Annotated in this window: 13 protein-coding genes; 12 read left to right on the top strand and 1 reads right to left on the bottom strand. The window is 73.3% G+C overall.

The window, feature by feature from the left end:
* The first annotated feature begins 74 nt into the window (after positions 1 to 74).
* The 10 genes from AC6JBM_RS40310 (at position 75) to AC6JBM_RS40265 (ending at position 12,612) form a co-directional block, all read left to right on the top strand.
* Entirely contained in the window at positions 75 to 1,394 is a 1,320-nt protein-coding gene (locus tag AC6JBM_RS40310; protein WP_497986633.1) for a glutamyl-tRNA reductase, read from the top strand.
* Complete coding sequence (gene hemC, locus AC6JBM_RS40305; RefSeq protein WP_497979082.1) at positions 1,391 to 2,320, top strand: hydroxymethylbilane synthase; 930 nt, start codon at positions 1,391 to 1,393, stop codon at positions 2,318 to 2,320. The genes AC6JBM_RS40310 and hemC overlap by 4 nt, the downstream gene beginning before the upstream one ends.
* Positions 2,304 to 3,887 carry a bifunctional uroporphyrinogen-III C-methyltransferase/uroporphyrinogen-III synthase gene (locus tag AC6JBM_RS40300; protein ID WP_350612247.1) on the top strand — a complete coding sequence of 528 codons (1,584 nt, stop codon included), beginning with the start codon at positions 2,304 to 2,306 and terminating at the stop codon, positions 3,885 to 3,887. Before hemC ends, AC6JBM_RS40300 begins: the two co-directional genes overlap by 17 nt.
* A gap of 14 nt (positions 3,888 to 3,901) precedes the next feature.
* Positions 3,902 to 4,882, top strand: a complete 981-nt coding sequence (gene hemB / locus AC6JBM_RS40295) for a porphobilinogen synthase (RefSeq protein ID WP_497979081.1) — start codon at positions 3,902 to 3,904, stop codon at positions 4,880 to 4,882.
* 271 nt (positions 4,883 to 5,153) lie between these two features.
* Positions 5,154 to 6,116, top strand: a complete 963-nt coding sequence (gene galE / locus AC6JBM_RS40290) for a UDP-glucose 4-epimerase GalE (RefSeq protein WP_497979080.1) — start codon at positions 5,154 to 5,156, stop codon at positions 6,114 to 6,116.
* 17 nt (positions 6,117 to 6,133) lie between these two features.
* Positions 6,134 to 8,143: a hypothetical protein gene (locus AC6JBM_RS40285; RefSeq protein ID WP_497979079.1), complete on the top strand. Its 2,010-nt coding sequence runs from the start codon at positions 6,134 to 6,136 to the stop codon at positions 8,141 to 8,143.
* An 11-nt stretch (positions 8,144 to 8,154) separates the two neighbouring features.
* Positions 8,155 to 9,621 (top strand): GT4 family glycosyltransferase PelF, encoded by a 1,467-nt coding sequence (gene pelF, locus AC6JBM_RS40280; RefSeq protein ID WP_497979078.1) that lies wholly within the window; start codon positions 8,155 to 8,157, stop codon positions 9,619 to 9,621.
* On the top strand, positions 9,618 to 11,060 hold the full coding sequence (locus AC6JBM_RS40275) for a hypothetical protein (protein ID WP_497979077.1): 1,443 nt from the start codon (positions 9,618 to 9,620) through the stop codon (positions 11,058 to 11,060). The genes pelF and AC6JBM_RS40275 overlap by 4 nt, the downstream gene beginning before the upstream one ends.
* On the top strand, positions 11,057 to 11,683 hold the full coding sequence (locus AC6JBM_RS40270) for a spherulation-specific family 4 protein (RefSeq protein ID WP_497979076.1): 627 nt from the start codon (positions 11,057 to 11,059) through the stop codon (positions 11,681 to 11,683). The genes AC6JBM_RS40275 and AC6JBM_RS40270 overlap by 4 nt, the downstream gene beginning before the upstream one ends.
* Positions 11,680 to 12,612, top strand: coding sequence for an endo alpha-1,4 polygalactosaminidase (locus AC6JBM_RS40265; protein ID WP_497979075.1), 933 nt, complete (start codon positions 11,680 to 11,682; stop codon positions 12,610 to 12,612). The genes AC6JBM_RS40270 and AC6JBM_RS40265 overlap by 4 nt, the downstream gene beginning before the upstream one ends.
* Before the next feature lie 15 nt (positions 12,613 to 12,627).
* Here the strand turns inward: AC6JBM_RS40265 and AC6JBM_RS40260 are convergent, their stop codons facing one another.
* Entirely contained in the window at positions 12,628 to 13,275 is a 648-nt protein-coding gene (locus AC6JBM_RS40260) for a TetR/AcrR family transcriptional regulator (protein WP_497979074.1), read from the bottom strand.
* 235 nt (positions 13,276 to 13,510) lie between these two features.
* Between AC6JBM_RS40260 and AC6JBM_RS40255 the strand changes: the two genes are divergently transcribed.
* Both AC6JBM_RS40255 and AC6JBM_RS40250 read left to right on the top strand, forming a co-directional pair.
* On the top strand, positions 13,511 to 16,366 hold the full coding sequence (locus AC6JBM_RS40255; protein ID WP_497979073.1) for a PQQ-dependent sugar dehydrogenase: 2,856 nt from the start codon (positions 13,511 to 13,513) through the stop codon (positions 16,364 to 16,366).
* Positions 16,363 to 18,435 (top strand): ThuA domain-containing protein, encoded by a 2,073-nt coding sequence (locus tag AC6JBM_RS40250; RefSeq protein WP_497979072.1) that lies wholly within the window; start codon positions 16,363 to 16,365, stop codon positions 18,433 to 18,435. Before AC6JBM_RS40255 ends, AC6JBM_RS40250 begins: the two co-directional genes overlap by 4 nt.
* The last annotated feature ends 13 nt before the right edge of the window (positions 18,436 to 18,448 follow it).

Here is an 18,448-nt window from a genome sequence, read left to right as displayed (position 1 = left end):
GCCGCTCACCGGGGGGCACAGTTCCAGGCGCGACGGCACCGGAGCGAAGCGGAGGTGACGTCGTGACCGGAGGCGTGAATCTGCTCGTCGTCGGGCTTTCGCACCGGACCGCCGGAGTGCCGCTGCTGGAGCGGGTCACGCTGGGCCCCGACGACCTGCCGGCCGTGCTCGCCGAGCTCGTCGCGCTGCCCTACGTGGACGAGGCCGTGGTCCTGTCCACCTGCAACCGGGTCGAGATCTACGCCGCCGTCACCGCATTCCACGGCGGCCTCGCCGACATCGGCGGGGTGCTCGCCGTCCGGGCCGGGCTCGCCATGAGCGAGCTGGCCCCCCAGCTGTACGTCCACTACGAGGCCGACGCCGTCCGGCACGCGTTCCGCGTCGCCGCCGGGCTCGACTCGATGGTCGTCGGCGAGGCCCAGATCCTCGGCCAGCTCCGCGACGCCTACGGCACCGCCGCCGAGCGGGGCACGGCCGGACGCCTCCTGCACGAGCTGCTGCAGCAGGCCCTGCGCGTCGGCAAGCGGGTGCACGCCGAGACCGAGATCGACCGGGCCGGGCAGAGCGTGGTCAGCGCCGCGCTCGCCTACGGCCAGGGCGCCACCGCGCCGGTCGAGGGCCGGCCCGCGCTCGTCATCGGCGCCGGGGCCATGGGCGCGCTGTCGCTGGCGACCCTGCGCCGGGCCGGGGCCGCCCCGCTGTATGTGACCAACCGCGGCCACGCCCGCGCCGAGCGCCTCGCCGAGCTGCACGGGGCCGAGGCGGTGCCCTTCGCCGAGCTGCCGTCGCTGCTCGAGCGGGTCGACGTCGTCGTGAGCGCCACCGCGTCGCCGGAGCCGGTGCTCGACGCGCCGCTGCTGGCCGGGGCCGTCGCCGGCGCGGACCGGTCGGAGGGCGCCCGGCAGCACGACCTGCTCGTGCTCGACCTGGCCCTGCCGCGGGACGTCGCCCCCGCCGTGCACGACCTGCCCGGCATCACGCTTGTCGACATCGAGCTGCTGTCCGAGTCGCTGTCCACCACCGCCGACGCGGAGGAGCGGGCCGGCGAGGAGATCGTCGCGGCCGAGGTCGAGGCCTTCCTCACCTGGCTGCGCGGCGCCGACGTGGCCCCGACCGTGGCCGCGTTGCGCGCCCGGGCCGACGAGGTCGTCGAGGCCGAGCTGCGCCGGCTGGCCCAGCGCTGCCCCGAGCTGGGCGACGACGCCCGGGCCGAGGTCTCCCACAGCATCCACCGGATCGTCCAGCGGCTGCTCCACCAGCCGACCGTCCGCGTCCGGCAACTGGCGGCGGCCCCGGGCGGCGAGGCCTATGCTCAGGCGCTGCGCGAGCTGTTCGATCTGCAGATCCCCACCGCCGGCATCGATCCGGCCGAGGCTTCCGAGGTGCACCCGTGACGTTGAGGCTCGGCACCCGGGGCAGCGCGCTCGCGATGGCGCAGTCGACCACCGTGGCGGACGCCGTGCGCGAGCGCACCGGCCGCGCCGTCGACCTGGTCGAGATCGTCACGCCCGGCGACCGGTCGAACGCGCCCGTCCCGCAGCTCGGCGTCGGCGTGTTCGTCTCCGCCCTGCGCGACGCGCTGCTGGCCAAGGAGATCGACTTCGCCGTCCACTCCTACAAGGACCTGCCGACCGCGCCGGCCGAGGGGCTGGTCGTGGCCGCGATCCCGGCCCGCCAGGACCCGCGCGACGCGCTGGTCGCCCGCGGCGGGCTCACGCTCAACGAACTGCCCGACAACGCGCGGATCGGCACCGGGGCGCTGCGCCGGATCGCCCAGATCCACGCGCTGGGGCGGCGGCTGGAGACGGTACCGATGCGGGGAAACGTCGACACCCGTCTGCGCAAGCTCGCCGAGGGCGAGTTCGACGCCATCGTCCTCGCGCACGCCGGGCTCGCCCGGCTCGGTCGCGGCGGCGAGGCCACCGAGGTGCTCGATCCGCTGCTGATGCTGCCCGCCCCCGCGCAGGGCGCACTGGCCGTCGAGTGCCGCGAAGACGATGCCGAGCTGCGCGAGGTCCTCGCCGCGCTCGACGACGAGTACACCCGCGCGGCGGTCACCGCCGAGCGGGCGCTGTTGGCCGAGCTCGAGGCGGGCTGCTCCGCCCCGATCGCGGCACTGGCCGAGGTCGCCGAGGGCGATGAGGGGCCGGAGATTTATCTGCGCGGTGCGGTGTTCAGCCCGGACGGCGGCTTCGCCCTCCGGCTCTCGCGCACCGGAACGCTCGCCGACGCCGCGGAGGTGGGCCGAGCCCTGGCCCGCGACCTGCGCGAAGAAGGCGCCGACAACGCACTGGGAGTGCAGCATGACCCGCACCCGTAAGGGCAGCACCGGCCGGATCGCCTTCGTCGGGGCCGGCCCCGGCGACCCTGGCCTGCTGACGCGCCGCGCCCATGAGGCGCTGGTGACCGCCGACCACGTCGTCCACGACCGTAATGTCCCGGAGCCGCTGCTCGCCGCGATCCGCGCCGAGGCCGACCCGGAGTGCCAGTTCAGCCCGGCCGAGGGCGCCCCCGGCGACGTCGCCAAGGTGCTGCTGTCCGCGGCCCGCTCCGGCCTGCGCGCGATCCACCTCGTCGGCGGCGACCCGCTGGCGCACGAGACGGTGCTCAAGGAGGTGCAGGCCGTCGCCCGCACCGCGGTGCCGTTCGAGGTCGTGCCCGGCATCGGGCAGGCCGCCGGCGTCGCGACCTACGCCGGGGTACCGCTGCCCGGCGTGCGCGTGACCGCCGACGTCGACGACGTGCAGTCCGTCGACTTCGAGTCCGTCGCCGCCGCCGTGGCCCGCGGCTCCTCCGCCCTCGCCGTCGACGCCGGGGACCTCGCCGCCGTGCGCGACGGGCTCCTCGCCGCCGGGGTCGACCCGGCCACGCCGGTCTCGATCACCGGGGACGGCACGGGCGAGACGCAGTACAGCTCCGCCTCCAGCGTCGACAGCATGGTCGCCGCCGCGCTCGGCTTCGCCGGCCGCGTGGTGCTGTGCCTCGGGGCCGGGGTCGGGCAGCGCGAGAAGCTCGGCTGGTGGGAGAACCGCCCGCTCTACGGCTGGAAGGTCCTGGTCCCGCGGACCAAGGAGCAGGCCGGCGCGATGAGCGAGCGGCTGCGGGCCTACGGCGCCATCCCGTGCGAGGTGCCGACGATCGCCGTCGAGCCGCCGCGCACCCCGGCGCAGATGGAGCGCGCGATCAAGGGCCTGGTCGACGGCCGCTACGCGTGGACCGTCTTCACCTCCGTCAACGCCGTGCGCGCGGTGTGGGAGAAGTTCGCCGAGCACGGCCTCGACGCCCGCCACTTCGGCGGCGTCAAGGTCGCCTGCATCGGCGAGGCCACGGCCGAGGCCGTGCGCGGCTTCGGCATCGTGCCCGAGCTGCTGCCGAGCGGCGAGCAGTCCTCCGAGGGCCTGCTGGCCGAGTTCTCGCCGCACGACGAGGTGCTCGACCCGGTCGGCCGGGTGCTCCTGCCGCGGGCCGACATCGCGACCGAGACGCTCGCCGCCGGGCTCACCGAGCTCGGGTGGGAGGTCGACGACGTGACGGCGTACCGCACCGTGCGCGCCGCCCCGCCGCCGGCCGACATCCGCGACGCGATCAAGTCCGGTGGCTTCGACGCGGTGCTCTTCACCTCGTCGTCCACGGTGCGCAACCTGGTCGGCATCGCCGGCAAGCCGCACGCCCGCACGGTCGTCGCGGTGATCGGGCCGAAGACCGCCGACACCGCGGTCGAGTTCGGTCTGCGCGTCGACGTGCAGCCCGCCCACGCCTCCGTGCCGGACCTGGTGGAGGCGCTGGCGAGCTACGCTGTGGAACTGCGCGAGAAGCTCGCCGCGATGCCCGCGAAGCAGCGCCGCGGTTCGAAGGTGCAGGGCCCTACCGCCCTGAGGTTCCGCTAAAGGGGGTCACTCCCGTGGGTTTTCCTGAGGTCCGGCCGCGCCGGCTGCGTCGCACCCCCGCGATGCGCCGGCTCGTGGCCGAGACGCACGTGCAGCCGTCCAACCTGATCCTGCCGATGTTCGTGAAGGAGGGGCTGACCGAGCCGCGGCCGATCAGCTCCCTGCCCGGCGTCGTGCAGCACTCCCGGGAGTCGCTGCGCAAGGCCGCGGCCGAGGCGGTCGCCGAGGGCGTCGGCGGCCTGATGCTCTTCGGCGTGCCGCAGACGCGTGACGAGACCGGCTCCGGTGGCATCGACCCGGATGGCATTCTCAACGTTGCCATCCGTGACGTGATCGCCGAGGTCGGCGACGCCACCGTGGTCATGGCCGACCTCTGCCTCGACGAGTTCACCTCGCACGGGCACTGCGGCGTGCTGGCCGCCGACGGCTCCGTCGACAACGACGCGACGCTGCGGCAGTACGAGCTGATGGCCCTCGCCCAGGCCGAGGCCGGCGCCCACGTGCTCGGCCCGTCCGGGATGATGGACGGCCAGATCGGCGTGGTCCGCAGCGCGCTGGACCGGGCCGGGCACACCGACATCGCCCTGCTCGCCTACGCGGTCAAATACGCCAGCGCCTTCTTCGGCCCGTTCCGTGAGGCCGTGGAGTCCGCGCTCACCGGCGACCGCAAGGCCTACCAGCAGGACCCGGCCAATCTGCGCGAGTCCCTGCGCGAGGTCGCCCTCGACATCGAGGAGGGCGCGGACATGGTCATGGTCAAGCCCGCGCTGCCGTACCTCGACGTGGTCACCCGGGTCGCCGAGATGGTCGACGTGCCCGTGGCCGCCTACCAGGTCTCCGGTGAGTACGCGATGGTCGAGGCCGCGGTCGCCAACGGCTGGCTCGAGCGTGAGCGGGTCATCCTGGAGACGCTCACGTCGATCCGCCGGGCCGGCGCCCAGCTGATCCTGACCTACTGGGCGAGCGACGCCGCCCGCCTCCTGAGCCGCATCTAAGCCTCTTCGGGGCATCCGGTCCGGTCCTCCCGGCCGACGACGAACTCGGCGGGGAGGCCGGACCGCCGGCGTTTTCGGGCGCCGGACGCTATCGCCCAAATCGGGCATATTGGGCGTGTCGCGGCGATTTCCCCGCCACTCCGGCTGCAGAATTGTTGTCGCAGCTCATGGCCCTGGTTACGGCCCCGCGCCGGTGAAATCCGGTCTGCGCGAAGTGTCAGGAACGCGACAGTTGCCCGATCGGGCGGGTTAGGCCCTCGTTGCGCTGATCGTGAGATGGCTCGTCACCGGAGGCGCCGGCTACATCGGCGCGCACGTCGTGGCCGCCCTGCAAGGGGCCGGCCTCGAATGCATTGTCGTCGATGACCTGTCCACCGGCCGGGCCGCGCGGGTGCCGTTCGGGGTGCCGCTGCTGCGCGCCGACGTGCGCGACGCCGCGGCCGTGCGCGAGGTGTTCCGCCGCCACCGGCCCGACGGGGTGATCCACCTCGCCGCGCGCAAGGACGTCGCCGAGTCGGCCGCGCACCCGCTGCGGTACTACCGCGACAACCTCGACGGCCTGGGCTCGGTCCTCGCGGCCGTGGCCGAGACCGGGACCCGCTCGGTGCTGTTCTCCTCCAGCGCGGCCGTCTACGGCACGCCCCGCCGCTCCCCGGTGCGCGAGCAGGACCCCACCGAGCCCGAGAACGCCTACGGCCGGACCAAGCTCGTCGGCGAGTGGATGCTGCGCGACGCCGCGGCGAGCGGCGGATTCCGCTGGGGCGCGCTGCGGTACTTCAACGTCGCCGGCGCCGCCGCACCCCACCTGCGCGACGAGGGCGGCACGAACCTCGTGCCCCGCCTGCTGCGCGCCGCCGCGCTGGGCATCCCGGCGACCGTCTTCGGCACCGACTACCCGACCGCCGACGGCACCGCCGTGCGCGACTACGTGCACGTGGCCGACATCGCCGACGCGCACGTGCGCGCGGCCCTCGCGCTGCACGAGGACGAGCTGCGCGACGAGGTGCTCAACGTCGGCCGCGGCGAGGGCGCCTCGGTGCTGCAGATGATCGCCGCCGTCGGCCGGGCGCTGGGCCGCCCGCTGCCCTACGACGAGGCCCCGCGCCGCCTCGGCGACCCCGCCGCGGTCGTCGCCAGCCCCGCCCGCATCCGCGCCCGCCTCGGCTGGCGTGCCCGCCACACCCTGCACTCCATCGTCGCCTCATCGATCGCCGAAGTCGTCAAGGCCGCCTGAGAAGGAGCACGAGCACCTTGAAGTCCCGGATCGTCGCCGGATCGCTGGCCCTGCTGGGCCTCGCCGGCATCGCCCTCGCCCAGCCCGCGCTGGCCACCGCCGCCCCCAAGCAGCGCATCGACCTGCGCGTGCTCGTGCTCGACGACGACAGCACCGGCATCGACACCCTCCGCGCCCAGCTCGACCGCGAGGGCGTGCCCTACGACACGCTGGACCTGGCCGCGCCCGCGCGCCCGCAGCTCACCGCCGCCTACCTCGCCGACACCGTCAGCGGGGTGCGCCGGGCCAAGTTCCAGGGCGTCATCGTGCCGAACGAGAACTCGGTGACCGGGGCCGAGGCGACCGTGCTGGCCGGCTTCGAGCGCGAGTTCAAGGTGCGCCAGATCGACGCGTACACCTTCGCCGGATCGGGCGTGGGCCTCACCAACACCTGGAGCGGGGTGCTGGACGGCTCCACCATGCAGGTCACCGACGCCGGCAAGGCGGCCGGGTTCGGCTACCTCAAGGGCGCCGTCCCGGTCGACGACCGCGACCCGGCGGTCTCGGAGTCCTTCGGCTACCTCGGCGCCGCCGCGGTTCCGGCCGGCGCGACCTTCACGCCCCTGGTCACCGGGGCGAAGCCCGGCGGCGGGGCCACCGGCTCGCTCATGGGCGTCTACGCGCACGACGGCCGCGAGGAGCTCGTGGTGACGCTGGCCGCCAACCGATACCAGACCCACGCCATGGAGCTCGGGCACGGCCTGATCACCTGGCTGACCCGCGGCACCCACCTCGGCTACACGCGCAACTACTTCAGCGTCCACGTCGACGACGTCCTCCTGCCGGACGACCGCTGGGACACCGTGCACAACTGCACCGTCGGCGACGACTGCAACCCGCGGCGGGACCCGGCGACCCTGCCGTACAACCAGACCATCCGCATGACCAAGGACGACGTGAACGCGCTCGTCGCGTGGCAGAAGGCGCGCGGGATCAAGCTCGACGTCGTGTTCAACGGCGGCGGCAGCGTGGAGGCCGGCCCCGGCGACCCGCTCACCGCGGCGGTCGTGGCGAACAAGAGCCAGTTCCGCTTCATCAACCACACCTACGAGCACACCTACCTCGGCTGTGTGCAGGACTTCACGGTGACGCCGTGGAAGTGCACGGGGCAGTGGGTGTCGCAGGCCGACATCTCCGCGCAGATCAAGCAGAACGTGGACTGGGCCAAGTCCAAGGGCATCCCGATCGACGCGAGCGAGCTCGTCACCGGCGAGCACTCCGGCCTCAGGACGCTGCCGCAGATGCCGGCCGACAACCCGAACCTCGCGCCGGCGCTCAACGCCAACGGGGTCAGGTACGTCGCCTCGGACGCCTCCCGCGAGCAGACCGCCCGGCCCGTGGGCAACGCCGTCACCGTGCCCCGGTTCCCGATGAACATCTACTACAACGTGGCCACCGTCGCCGAGGAGGTCGACGAGTACAACTGGCTCTACACCAGCGCGGCCGACGGCGGCAGCGGCATCTGCGAGAACAACCCGCAGTCGACCTGCATCAGCCCGCTGGGCGCGAGCGGCTTCACGAAACACATCGTGCCGCTGGAGTCGCGCATCGCCTACGACCACGTGGTCTCCGCGAACCCGGCCCCGCACTACGCCCACCAGAGCAACCTCGCCGAGGACCGGATCCTGTACCCGGTGCTGGACGCCGTCCTCGCCCGGTACCGCAACACCTACACCACCGCGACCCCCGTGGTGAACGTGAAGTTCGCCGAGACCGCGCTGCAGAACCGGCGCCAGGCGGCCTGGACCGCCGCGGTGCAGAGCCGCCAGATCGAGGCGTACCTGCTCGACGGCAAGGTCACCGTCACCAACAAGGGCGCCGCGGTGGACGTGCCGCTGACCATGCCGAGCGGCACCACGCTCGTCACCGCCTCGCTGCTGGGCCTCGAGGTCGGCGGCGGCGCGTTCGGCGAGGCCTACGGCGGCGAGCGCTCCGCCTGGCGCGGCATCGCCAGCAACGGCCGGCAGCTCCTGAGCCTCCCGAGCTGAGCCGGGTCGCCGTGCGCGTCGTCCTCGTCAACGAAGGCACCTACCCGTACGCCACCGGCGGCGTCACCACCTGGTGCGACCAGCTGGTACGCGGGCTGTCCGAAGTGGAGTGGGACCTGGTCGCCATCGTCGGCACCGAGCCCGACCGGCCCGCGATCGCGCTGCCCGGCAACGTCCGGTCGCTGCGCCCGGTGCCGGTCTGGGGCCCGGCCCGCCCCGCGCGCGGCCGGGCCGAGCGGGCCGCGGGGCTGCTGTGCCGGGGCATGCTCGGCGACTCGGCGCCCGACCTCGTCCTGTTCGCCGAGGGCCTGCGGGCCCTCGCCGAGCTGGCGCTTCCGGTCCGCGCTCCCGGCCGCCTCGACGTGCTGGGCCGCACCCGCTTCGGCCGCCGCGTGGGCCGGCACCCGCTCGCGGGCGCCGGCCTGGCCGACATCCTGCTCGACGCCTGGGCCAAGGCCGCGGCCGACGGCATCCGGCTGCCGCGGCTCACCCTGCGGGAGGCGGACGAGGCGGCGGTGCTGCTGGAGCACGCCCTCCGCCCGCTCGCCGCGCCGCTGCCCGAGGACGCCCAGCTGGTGCACGCCAACGCCAACGGGCTCTCGGCGATGGTCGCCCTCGCCGCGAAGTGGCGCCTCGGGGTGCCCTTCCTGATGACCGAGCACGGGGTGTACCTGCGCGAGCGGTACCTCGCCGCCGGCGCCCAGTCGCCCGGGGTGAAGACGGCGCTGCTGCGCTTCCACCGGGCCCTGGCGCGCCTGGCGTACTGGGAGGCCGACCTGGTCACCCCGGTCAGCGGGTTCAACGCGCGCTGGGCGGTGCGCCACGGCGCCGACCCGGCCAAGCTCGCCGTCATCGGCAACGGCGTCGACCCGGAGCGCTTCCCGCCCCTGCCCGGCGAGCCCGCCGAGCCGGTCATCTCCTGGGTCGGGCGCATCGACCCGCTGAAGGACCTCGAGACGCTCATCCGCGCGCTCGCCATCGTCCGGCAGTCCATCCCCGACGCCCGGCTGCACCTGGCCGGCCCGGTCCCGGACGGCAACGAGTCCTATGCCGCCGACTGCCGCGCGGTCGCCGAGTCCCTCGGGCTCGGCGACGCGGTGACGTGGGCCGGGCCGTGCGCGTCCAGCCGCGAGGCGTTCGCCGCCGGGCAGGTGGCGGCGCTGTCGAGCATCTCGGAGGGGATGCCGTACACCGTGCTGGAGGCGATGATGTGCGGCCGCCCGACGGTGAGCACCGACGTCGGCGGCGTGGCCGAGGCCGTGGGCAACGCGGGCCTCGTGGTGCCGCCGCGGGACCCGGCCGCGTTCGCCGCCGCGTGCGTGGCGTTCCTGTCCTCGGCCGAGTTCCGGGCCACGATCGGCCACAGTGGACGGCAGCGGGCACTGTCGGAGTACACCCTGGACCGCTGCCTGTCCGCCTACCGCGCCAAGTACCGCTCCCTCGTCCCGGAGCCCGCCAGCTTGTTGGTCTCGGCATGAGCGGTGACTCGCTCGTCATCGTGCCCGCGCAGCGGCGGGCCCGGCCCAGCGAACTCGACCGCCCGGAGCCGCTGCGCTACGTCGGCCGGGTCGCCGCCGACCCGGTCGCCGCGCTCGCGGACAGGATGCGCGACGACTGCCTCAGCGCCGTCGACATCGACGAGATCGCGGCCATCCTGGAGGCGAACGGCATCAACGACCGGGTCGCCGACCGCGAGTACGGCGCCCCGTCCGTCTTCGCGCTCGCCGGGCGCGTGGTCGCACGCACCCTCGACGCGGCCGACACCCAGCAGATCCGCCCGGTGCCGCCCGAGGGCCCCGGCGCGGGCCGGGCCGTCGCCGACACCCTCCTGCGCGCGCTGATCTACCTGACCCCGCTCGTCATCGGCGTCGGCGCGTCGTCCGAAGTGGACGGTGTGCCGGGGCTGGCCACCACCGGCACGCTCATGCTCGGGTGGGGCGGCGGGCAGGCGCTGTCGTACCTGGGCTACCGGGCGCTGTCCGAGCGCGGGCGCACCGCGGCCGCGCGGCTGCTCGGGGCCGGCTTCCTCGCCCTGACCGCCCTGTGGGGCCTGGTGCTGATCGGCACCGGCGCCCGCGCCTACGTCGTGGCCGCCGTCCAGCTCGCGCTGTTCGCCGTGGCCGCGGTGACCCTGGTGACCAACCGGGAGCGGACGGTGATCGGGGCGGTCGTGCCCTGCTGGGTGGCGACGGCCGGGCTCGGCTCGGGCCTGAGCGTGTCCTGGCTGCTGGCCTGCGTCGCCGTGCTCGTCGGGGTCGCCTACCTGCCCGTGCTGCGGGAACGGTCTCCGCGCAAGGTCACCCGGCGGCGGTGGCGCTCGTGGCGGCACGACATCGGCTACGCGGCCCTCTACGGGCTCGTCGGCACCGGGCAGGCCGCGCTGCTGCGCACCGTCGCGCTCGACGGGATCGCGCCGCACCGGGTGCCGCCGGCGGCGGTGCCGCTGCTGCTCGGCGTACCGCTGATGGAACTGACCCTCGTGTGGCACCAGCGGCGGATCGCGTCCGCGCGGGCCGACCTGGCCGACCGGTTCGCCTTCGACCGCCGGCTCGGCCGGATCAGCGCCGGCACCGTCGCCGTGCTCGCCGTCCCGGTCCTGGTGGGCGCGGCCATCGCCGGGGCCGTCTGGTTCGGGCTGCTCGCGCGCGGGCAGTCCTTCGCCGCGGCCGTGCTGCTCATGGCCGTCTACGCGCTGTGCCTGGTGCTCGCCTCGCACGGCCGCGCCGGCACCGCCGCGATCGTCGTGTGGTGGCCGGCGCTGCTCGTCACGGGCGTCGGGCACTGGGCGCCGGCCCTGGTCCACGTGGCGCCCACGTTCGCCGAAACCCTCGCCGTCGCGACGCTGCTCGGGGCCGCTCTGCCCGGGCTCGCCGTCGCGGCGCTCGTCCTGCGCGATCCGGAGAGTTACCGAGCATGATGCTGCTGCCGTTGTACGTCCACCCCCTGGCCGACCCCGAGGCGTGGGACTGCCTGCCCCGCGGCGGGGCCTGCTGGACGATCGTCAACGTCCACAACGGCCCCGGCGCGGGCCGCGACGAGGTCTACGCCGAGGCGACCGGGCGCCTGCACGAGGCCGGCGTGCGCATGCTCGGCTACGTCGACCTCGGCTACGGCGAGCGCGCCAACGGCGAGGTCTGGTGCGACATCGTGGGCTGGTCGCAGTACCCGGTCGGCGGCATCTTCTTCGACCAGGTGCCCTCCGACGCGGCCGGGCTCGCCTACGTGACCCAGGTCGTGCGCGCGGTGCGCGGCTCGGTCGTGCTCAACCCCGGCACCCGCTGCCTGCCCGGCTACGCGGCCCTCGCCGACGTGGTGTGTACGTTCGAGGGGCCATGGGAGTCCTACGCCGCGCTGCCGGCCACCGAACGCGACTGGCCCAACGCCGCGCATCTCGTCTACGGGGTGCCGACGGCGCGGCTGGGCGAGGCGACGGCACTGCTGCTGCGCCGGGCCGGGCACGGGCTGGTGACGGACCTCGCGGCGCCGCTGCCGTACCAGGGCGTCCCCAGCTCCCTGCGGGCCCGGGCCGCCGCGCGGTGATCTCCCGCCGGCTGCGCGCCCTGCTGCTCGGCCTCGTCGCGGTGACCGTGCTCTACGCGGCCGCCTGCACCGGCGGGGACCAGCACGGCCGGGACATCGGCGGTGGCGGCTCGCACGGCCCCGCCACCGGGGGCGCCGGACCGTCCAATGCGGACGGTCTCGGCTCCGCGCCGGCGTCCCCGCCGGGCTCGGCGGGCCCGTCCGGCCCCGCGGCCCCGCCCGCGGGCGGCTGGTGGAAGCCGGCGGTCGGGCTGACCTGGCAGTGGCAGCTCACCGGGGCGCTGGACAAGTCCGTCCCGGCCGAGGTCTACGACGTCGACGGCGCCAACACCTCGGCCGCCGACGTGGCCGCGCTCAAGGCCGCGGGCCGGCACGTCATCTGCTACGTGAACGTGGGCGCGCACGAGGACTTCCGCGCCGACGCGAGGAACTTCCCGGAGTCGGTGCAGGGCAAGGGCCTCGACGGCTGGCCGGGGGAGAAGTGGCTCGACATCCGGCGCTGGGACGTGCTCGAGCCGCTGCTGTCGGCCCGGTTCAAGCAGTGCAAGGACAAGGGCTTCGACGCGGTGGAGCCCGACAACGTCGACGGCTACAGCAACAGCAGCGGCTTCCCGCTCACCGCCGCCGACCAGCTGACCTTCAACCGGCGCGTGGCCGACCTCGCCCACCGCACCGGGCTCGGCGTGGGCCTCAAGAACGACGTCGAGCAGGCCGCGGCGCTCGCGCCCGCCTTCGACTTCGCCGTGAACGAGGAGTGCGCGCGCTACGACGAGTGCGACACCCTGAAGGTCTTCATCAGCGCGGGGAAGCCGGTCTTCCACGTCGAGTACGACGGCTCGACCGGCTCCTTCTGCGCCAGGACCAAGGCCCTGCGCTTCTCGTCGATGAAGAAGAAGATGGACCTCGACGCCTGGCGCGAGACCTGTTAGCCGCTCTCCTCGCCGTCAGCTGAGCCCGCTGCGCTCGGCCAGGTTGTGCATCGCCCGCAGGATCCCCGTCCGGTCCGCGGGCACCTCCAGGGTCTCGGCCGTGGCGCGCAGCCCGGCCAGGGTGTAGCCCAGCTGGCGCCGCCACGCCGTCGGGGCGCTCTGCGCGGTCCGTTCCACCAGCCCCGCGTTGGCCATGAGCATCGGCACGACGTCCTCGGGCTGGAAGTCCGGACGCAGCACGCCCGCCGCCCGGGCCCGGTCGACGAGCGCCGTCAGCCCGCGAAACGCCCGCCCGCGCAGGCTCTCCAGCTCCGGCACCCCCGACACGGTCGCGATCAGCAGGTCGGCGAACGCGCGGCTGCCCGCCTGCACCTCGCACAGGAACGTCAGGTGCCCGGCGAACGCCGCCCACGGATCCTCGACCCGCAGCGCCCGCTCGGTCACGTCGACCACTTCCTGCAGCGCCTCGGCGAACACCGCGGCGACGAGGTGGCCGCGGCTGGGGAAGCGGCGGTAGAGGGTGGCGTTGCCGACCCGGGCCCGGCGGGCGATCTCGTCGAGCGGCGCCTCCAGCCCCCGCTCGGCGAAGACCACCTTGGCGGTCTCGAGCAGTTGCCGGCGGTTGCGCTCGGCGTCCTTGCGCAAAGCACCCTGAGCCCCCATGGCTACAGCATATGGCCGGGAGCCTTTTTCTTGTTCCAGCAAAAGTTACGGCATCGAAGTTGCAAAGTATGGACAGCCGTAGCTAAAGACCCTAGTGTGTCCCCCACGACACCAGCGCGTTTCATCAATGTATCCGGATCGGCACCGGATGTGGCGGAGCCGCGGGGTCGACTCCGGCATCCGGCGCGACGGCGCGCGCCCTGCCTGGCACCTCACCACGTCAGGAAGGGACACCGTGAACCAGCAACCCTCCGGGCATCGATGGCGGCCGATAGCTGCCGCCCTGATCCTCGTCGCTTCCAGCCTCACCGCCACCGCGTTCACCCTCGCCGCGGCGCCCGCCACGCCCGCGGCCGCGGCCATCAACGCGGCGGACTTCCAGCAGGTCACCCTGGCCAAGGGCGAGCCCGAGGTCGGCGAGCCGCTGACCATCTCCGTGCTGCCCGACCGGTCCGTGCTGCACACCGCCCGCAACGGCACCCTGCGGCGCACCGACGCCGGCGGCACCACCACCGTCATCGCGAACATCCCCGTCTACACGCACGACGAGGAGGGGCTGCAGGGCGTCGCCGCGGACCCGAACTTCGCGAGCAACCGGTACATCTACCTGTACTACGCCCCGCCGCTGTCCACCCCGGCCGGCGACGCGCCCGCCACCGGCACCGCCGCCACCTGGACCACGTGGACGGGCGTCAACCGGCTGTCCCGCTTCACGCTCAACGCCGACTTCAGCGTGAACATGGCCAGCCAGGTCAACATCCTCGACGTGCCCGCCAACCGGGGCATCTGCTGCCACGTCGGCGGCGACATCGACTTCGACGCCGCGGGCAACCTGTACCTGTCCACCGGCGACGACTCCAACCCGTTCGACTCGGCCGGCTACTCGCCGCTCGACGAGCGCACCGACCGCAACCCCGCCTACGACGCCCAGCGCTCCGCGGGCAACACCAACGACCTGCGCGGCAAGATCCTGCGCATCAAGGTCGCCGCGAACGGCACGTACACGATCCCGAGCGGCAACCTCTTCGCCCCCGGCACCGCGAACACGCGGCCCGAGATCTACGCGATGGGCTTCCGCAACCCGTACCGCATGACCGTCGACAAGGCCACCGGCATCGTCTACGTCGGCGACTACGGCCCCGACGCCGGCGCCACCGACCCCAACCGCGGCCCGTCCGGGCAGGTCGAGTTCAACCGGATCACCGCGCCCGGCAACTACGGCTGGCCGTACTGCACCGGCACGAACACCAGCACCGAGACCTACAACGAGTGGAACTTCGCCACGAACTCCACGGGCGCGAAGTACAACTGCGCCGGCGGCCCGACCAACAACTCGTTCCGCAACACCGGCCTGAGCACCCTGCCCCCGGCCAAGCCGGCGTGGATCCGCTACGGCGGCGACGCGGGCAGCCCGCCCGAGTTCGGCGGCGGCTCGGAGTCGCCGATGGGCGGTCCCGTGTACCACTACGACGCCGCCAACCCGTCGACCACGAAGTTCCCGCAGTCCCTCGACGGACTCTTCTTCGCCGGCGAGTTCGGCCGCGGCTGGATCAAGCCGATCAAGATCAATGCGGACGGCTCCCCGGGGGCGATCGACAACTTCCCGTGGAACGGCAAGCAGGTCATGGACATGCAGTTCGGCCCCGACGGCGCGCTGTACGTCCTCGACTACGGCACCGGCTACTTCAACGGCGACCAGAACTCCGCCCTCTACCGCTACGACTACGTCGGCGCCGGCGGCAACCGGGCCCCGACCGCCGTCGCGAGCGCGAACGTCACCTCCGGCTCGGCCCCGCTCGCCGTGAACTTCTCCTCCGCGGGCTCCACCGACCCCGAGGGCGGCGCGATCACCTACTCGTGGACGTTCGGCGACGGCGGCACCTCGACCGCCGCCAACCCGTCGCACACGTTCACCGCCAACGGCACCTACTCGGTCACCCTCACCGCCAAGGACCCGCAGGGCGCCATCGGCACCGCCGGCGTGATCATCAGCGTCGGCAACACCGCGCCGACGGTCGTCATCAACGGGCCCAAGCCCGGGCAGCTCGTGTCGTTCGGTGACTCGGTGCCGTGGAGCGTCACCGTCACCGACCCCGAGGACGGGGCCATCGACTGCAGCAAGGTGACGATGACCTACGTGCTCGGCCACGACCAGCACGCGCACGCGATCACCTCGCAGACCGGCTGCGCGGGCACGATCAACATCCCGGTCGACGGCGAGCACGACTCGGCGTCGAACATCTTCCCGATCTTCGACGCGCAGTACACGGACAAGGGCGGGCTCACCGTCCACGCGCAGAGCATCATGGCGCCGCGCTACCGGCAGGGCGAGTTCTTCAAGTCCTTCCTCGGCGTCGACCAGATCACCAAGCCGTCCGCCGAGGGCGGCAAGACCGTCGGCAACATCAACAACGGCGACTGGATCGGCTTCGACCCGTACAAGCTGAACAACGCGACCTCGTTCAGCGCCCGGGTCTCCTCCGGCGGCCTGGGCGGCACGCTGACCCTGCGCACCGGCTCGCCGACCGGCACGGTGATCGGCTCCGCGACGGTGCCCGTGACCGGCTCCTGGGAGACGTTCACGACCGTGAGCGGCCCGATCACCAACGCGCCGGCCGGGACGACGTCGCTGTACCTCACCTTCTCCGGCGGCACCACGGGCGCCCTGTTCGACCTCGACAGCTTCACCTTCGTCACCGGGGCCGGCGGCAACGGCGTCGGGCCGGTGAAGGGGCTCGCGGGCAAGTGCCTCGACGCCCGCGGGGCCGGCTCCGCCGACGGCACCCAGATGCAGATCTACACCTGCAACGGCACCGGCGCCCAGGTCGTCGTCGTGGCCGGCCAGCAGCTCAAGGTGCTCGGCAAGTGCCTGGACATCTCCGCAGGCGCGACCGCGGACGGCACCAAGGTGCAACTGTGGACGTGCAACAACACCGCGGCCCAGAACTGGGCGCTCCAGGCGGACGGCTCGCTGAAGAACCCGGCCTCCGGCAAGTGCCTCGACGTGGCCGGGGCGAACTCCGCCGACAGCACCGTCGTGCAGCTCTACACCTGTAACGGCACCAACGCGCAGAAGTGGACCCTGCCATGAGGCTCCGTGCACTGACGTTCGCCGCGATCCTGGTCTGCGGCCTGCTGGTGGCCGCCCCGGCGCAGGCCGCCGACTCGCCGTACGACGTCCTGGTCTTCTCCAAGACCGCGGGCTTCCGCCACGACTCGATCCCGGCCGGCATCCAGGCCGTGCGCGACCTCGGCGCGGCGAACAACTTCACCGTCACCGCCACCGAGGACGCGAACGCGTTCACGACGGCCAACCTGGCCCAGTACGAGGCCGTGGTGTTCATGAGCACCACCGGCGACGTGCTCAACGACACCCAGCAGGCGGCGTTCGAGTCCTACATCCGCGGGGGCGGCGGCTACGTCGGCGTCCACGCGGCCGCCGACACCGAGTACTCCTGGCCCTTCTACGGCCAGCTGGTCGGGGCCTGGTTCGCCAGCCACCCCGCGATCCAGCAGGTCAACTCGCGCACGGAGGACCGGGCGAACCCCGCCACCGCGCACCTGCCGCAGGTCTGGACCCGCACCGACGAGCTGTACAACTACCAGACCAACCCGCGCGCGACCGCGCACGTGCTCGCCACCCTCGACGAGTCGTCGTACTCCGGCGGCTCGATGGGTGCCGACCACCCGATCACCTGGTGCAAGACGATCGACAGTGGACGGTCGTTCTACACCGGCTTCGGGCACACCCAGGAGTCGTACGCCGACGGCAACTTCCGCAACCAGGTGCTGGGCGGCATCCGGTACGCCTCGAAGCGGGCCCAGGCCGACTGCCGGCCCGAGACCGGCTACACCGCGCTCTACAACGGCTCCACGACGGGCTGGTCGCAGGCCGGCCCAGGCGGCTTCACCAACGCCGACGCCACCCTGAGCTCGACCGGCGGCCTGGGGCTGTACTGGTACTCCGCGAAGCAGTTCGGCACGTCGTACTCGCTCAAGGCCGACTTCCGGATCACGGGCGACAGCAACTCGGGCGTCTACGTCGGGTTCCCGAACCCGGGCAACGACCCGAACATCGCGATCAACCAGGGGTACGAGATCCAGATCGACGCCACCGACACGCCCGATCACACCACCGGCGCGATCTACAACTTCCAGTCCGCGAACATCGCCGCCCGCGACGCCGCGCTCAACCCGCCCGGCGCATGGAACACCTACGAGATCTCGGTCGAGGGCCAGCGGCTCCGGGTGTACCTCAACGGCACGCTGATCAACGACTTCACCAACACCGACCCGGCCCGCAACCTCGACGGGTACATCGGCATCCAGAATCACGGCGCGGGCGACAACGTCTCGTTCCGCAACATCCGCCTGCGCTCGGCGGACGACGCCCAGCAGGCGGAGTTGTTCAGCTCCGCCAGTGGGGTCCAGCCCTACACGAAGGCGGGCGCGCACAACGGCCAGACGCTCGGGTACATCGACCCGGGGGACTGGGCGGCGTACAACGGGCTCAACATCGGCGGCGCGACCTCGCTGCGGGCCCGGGTCGTCTCCGGCGGGCCCGGCGGCCAGATCCAGGTGCGCACGGGCTCGACCACCGGCCCGATCCTGGGCACCGTCACCGTGCCCAACACGGGGAGCTGGGACACGTACGCCGACGTCAGCGCCCCGCTGACCGGCGTGCCCACGGGGACGGCGAACGTGTACCTGACGTTCACGGGAACCGGCACCGGCCTGTTCGACCTCGACGACTTCACGTTCGTCAAGGGCACCACGGTCGCGAGCGGCCCGGTCCGCGGCCTCGGGGGCAAGTGCCTGGACGTGCGGGGCGCGGGCACGGCGGACGGGACGCAGATCCAGCTGTACGGCTGCAACGGCTCCGGCGCCCAGAACTGGACGGTGTCGGGCCAGACGCTGCGGGCCCTGAACAAGTGCCTGGACGTCTCCGGCGGCGGCTCGGCCGACGGCACCAAGATCCAGCTGTGGACGTGCAACGGCTCCGGCGCCCAGAACTGGGCCGCCCAGGCCGACGGCTCGCTGCGCAACCCGCAGTCGGGCAAGTGCCTGGACGTGACCGGCGGCGTCTCCACCGACGGCACCGCCGTGCAGCTCTACACCTGCAACGGCACCGGCGCCCAGAAGTGGACCCTGCCCGCCTGATGTTCTGACGGGT

The sequence above is a fragment of the Dactylosporangium thailandense genome (genome assembly GCF_059739745.1).
This window is presented reverse-complemented; position numbering and strand designations above follow the sequence as displayed.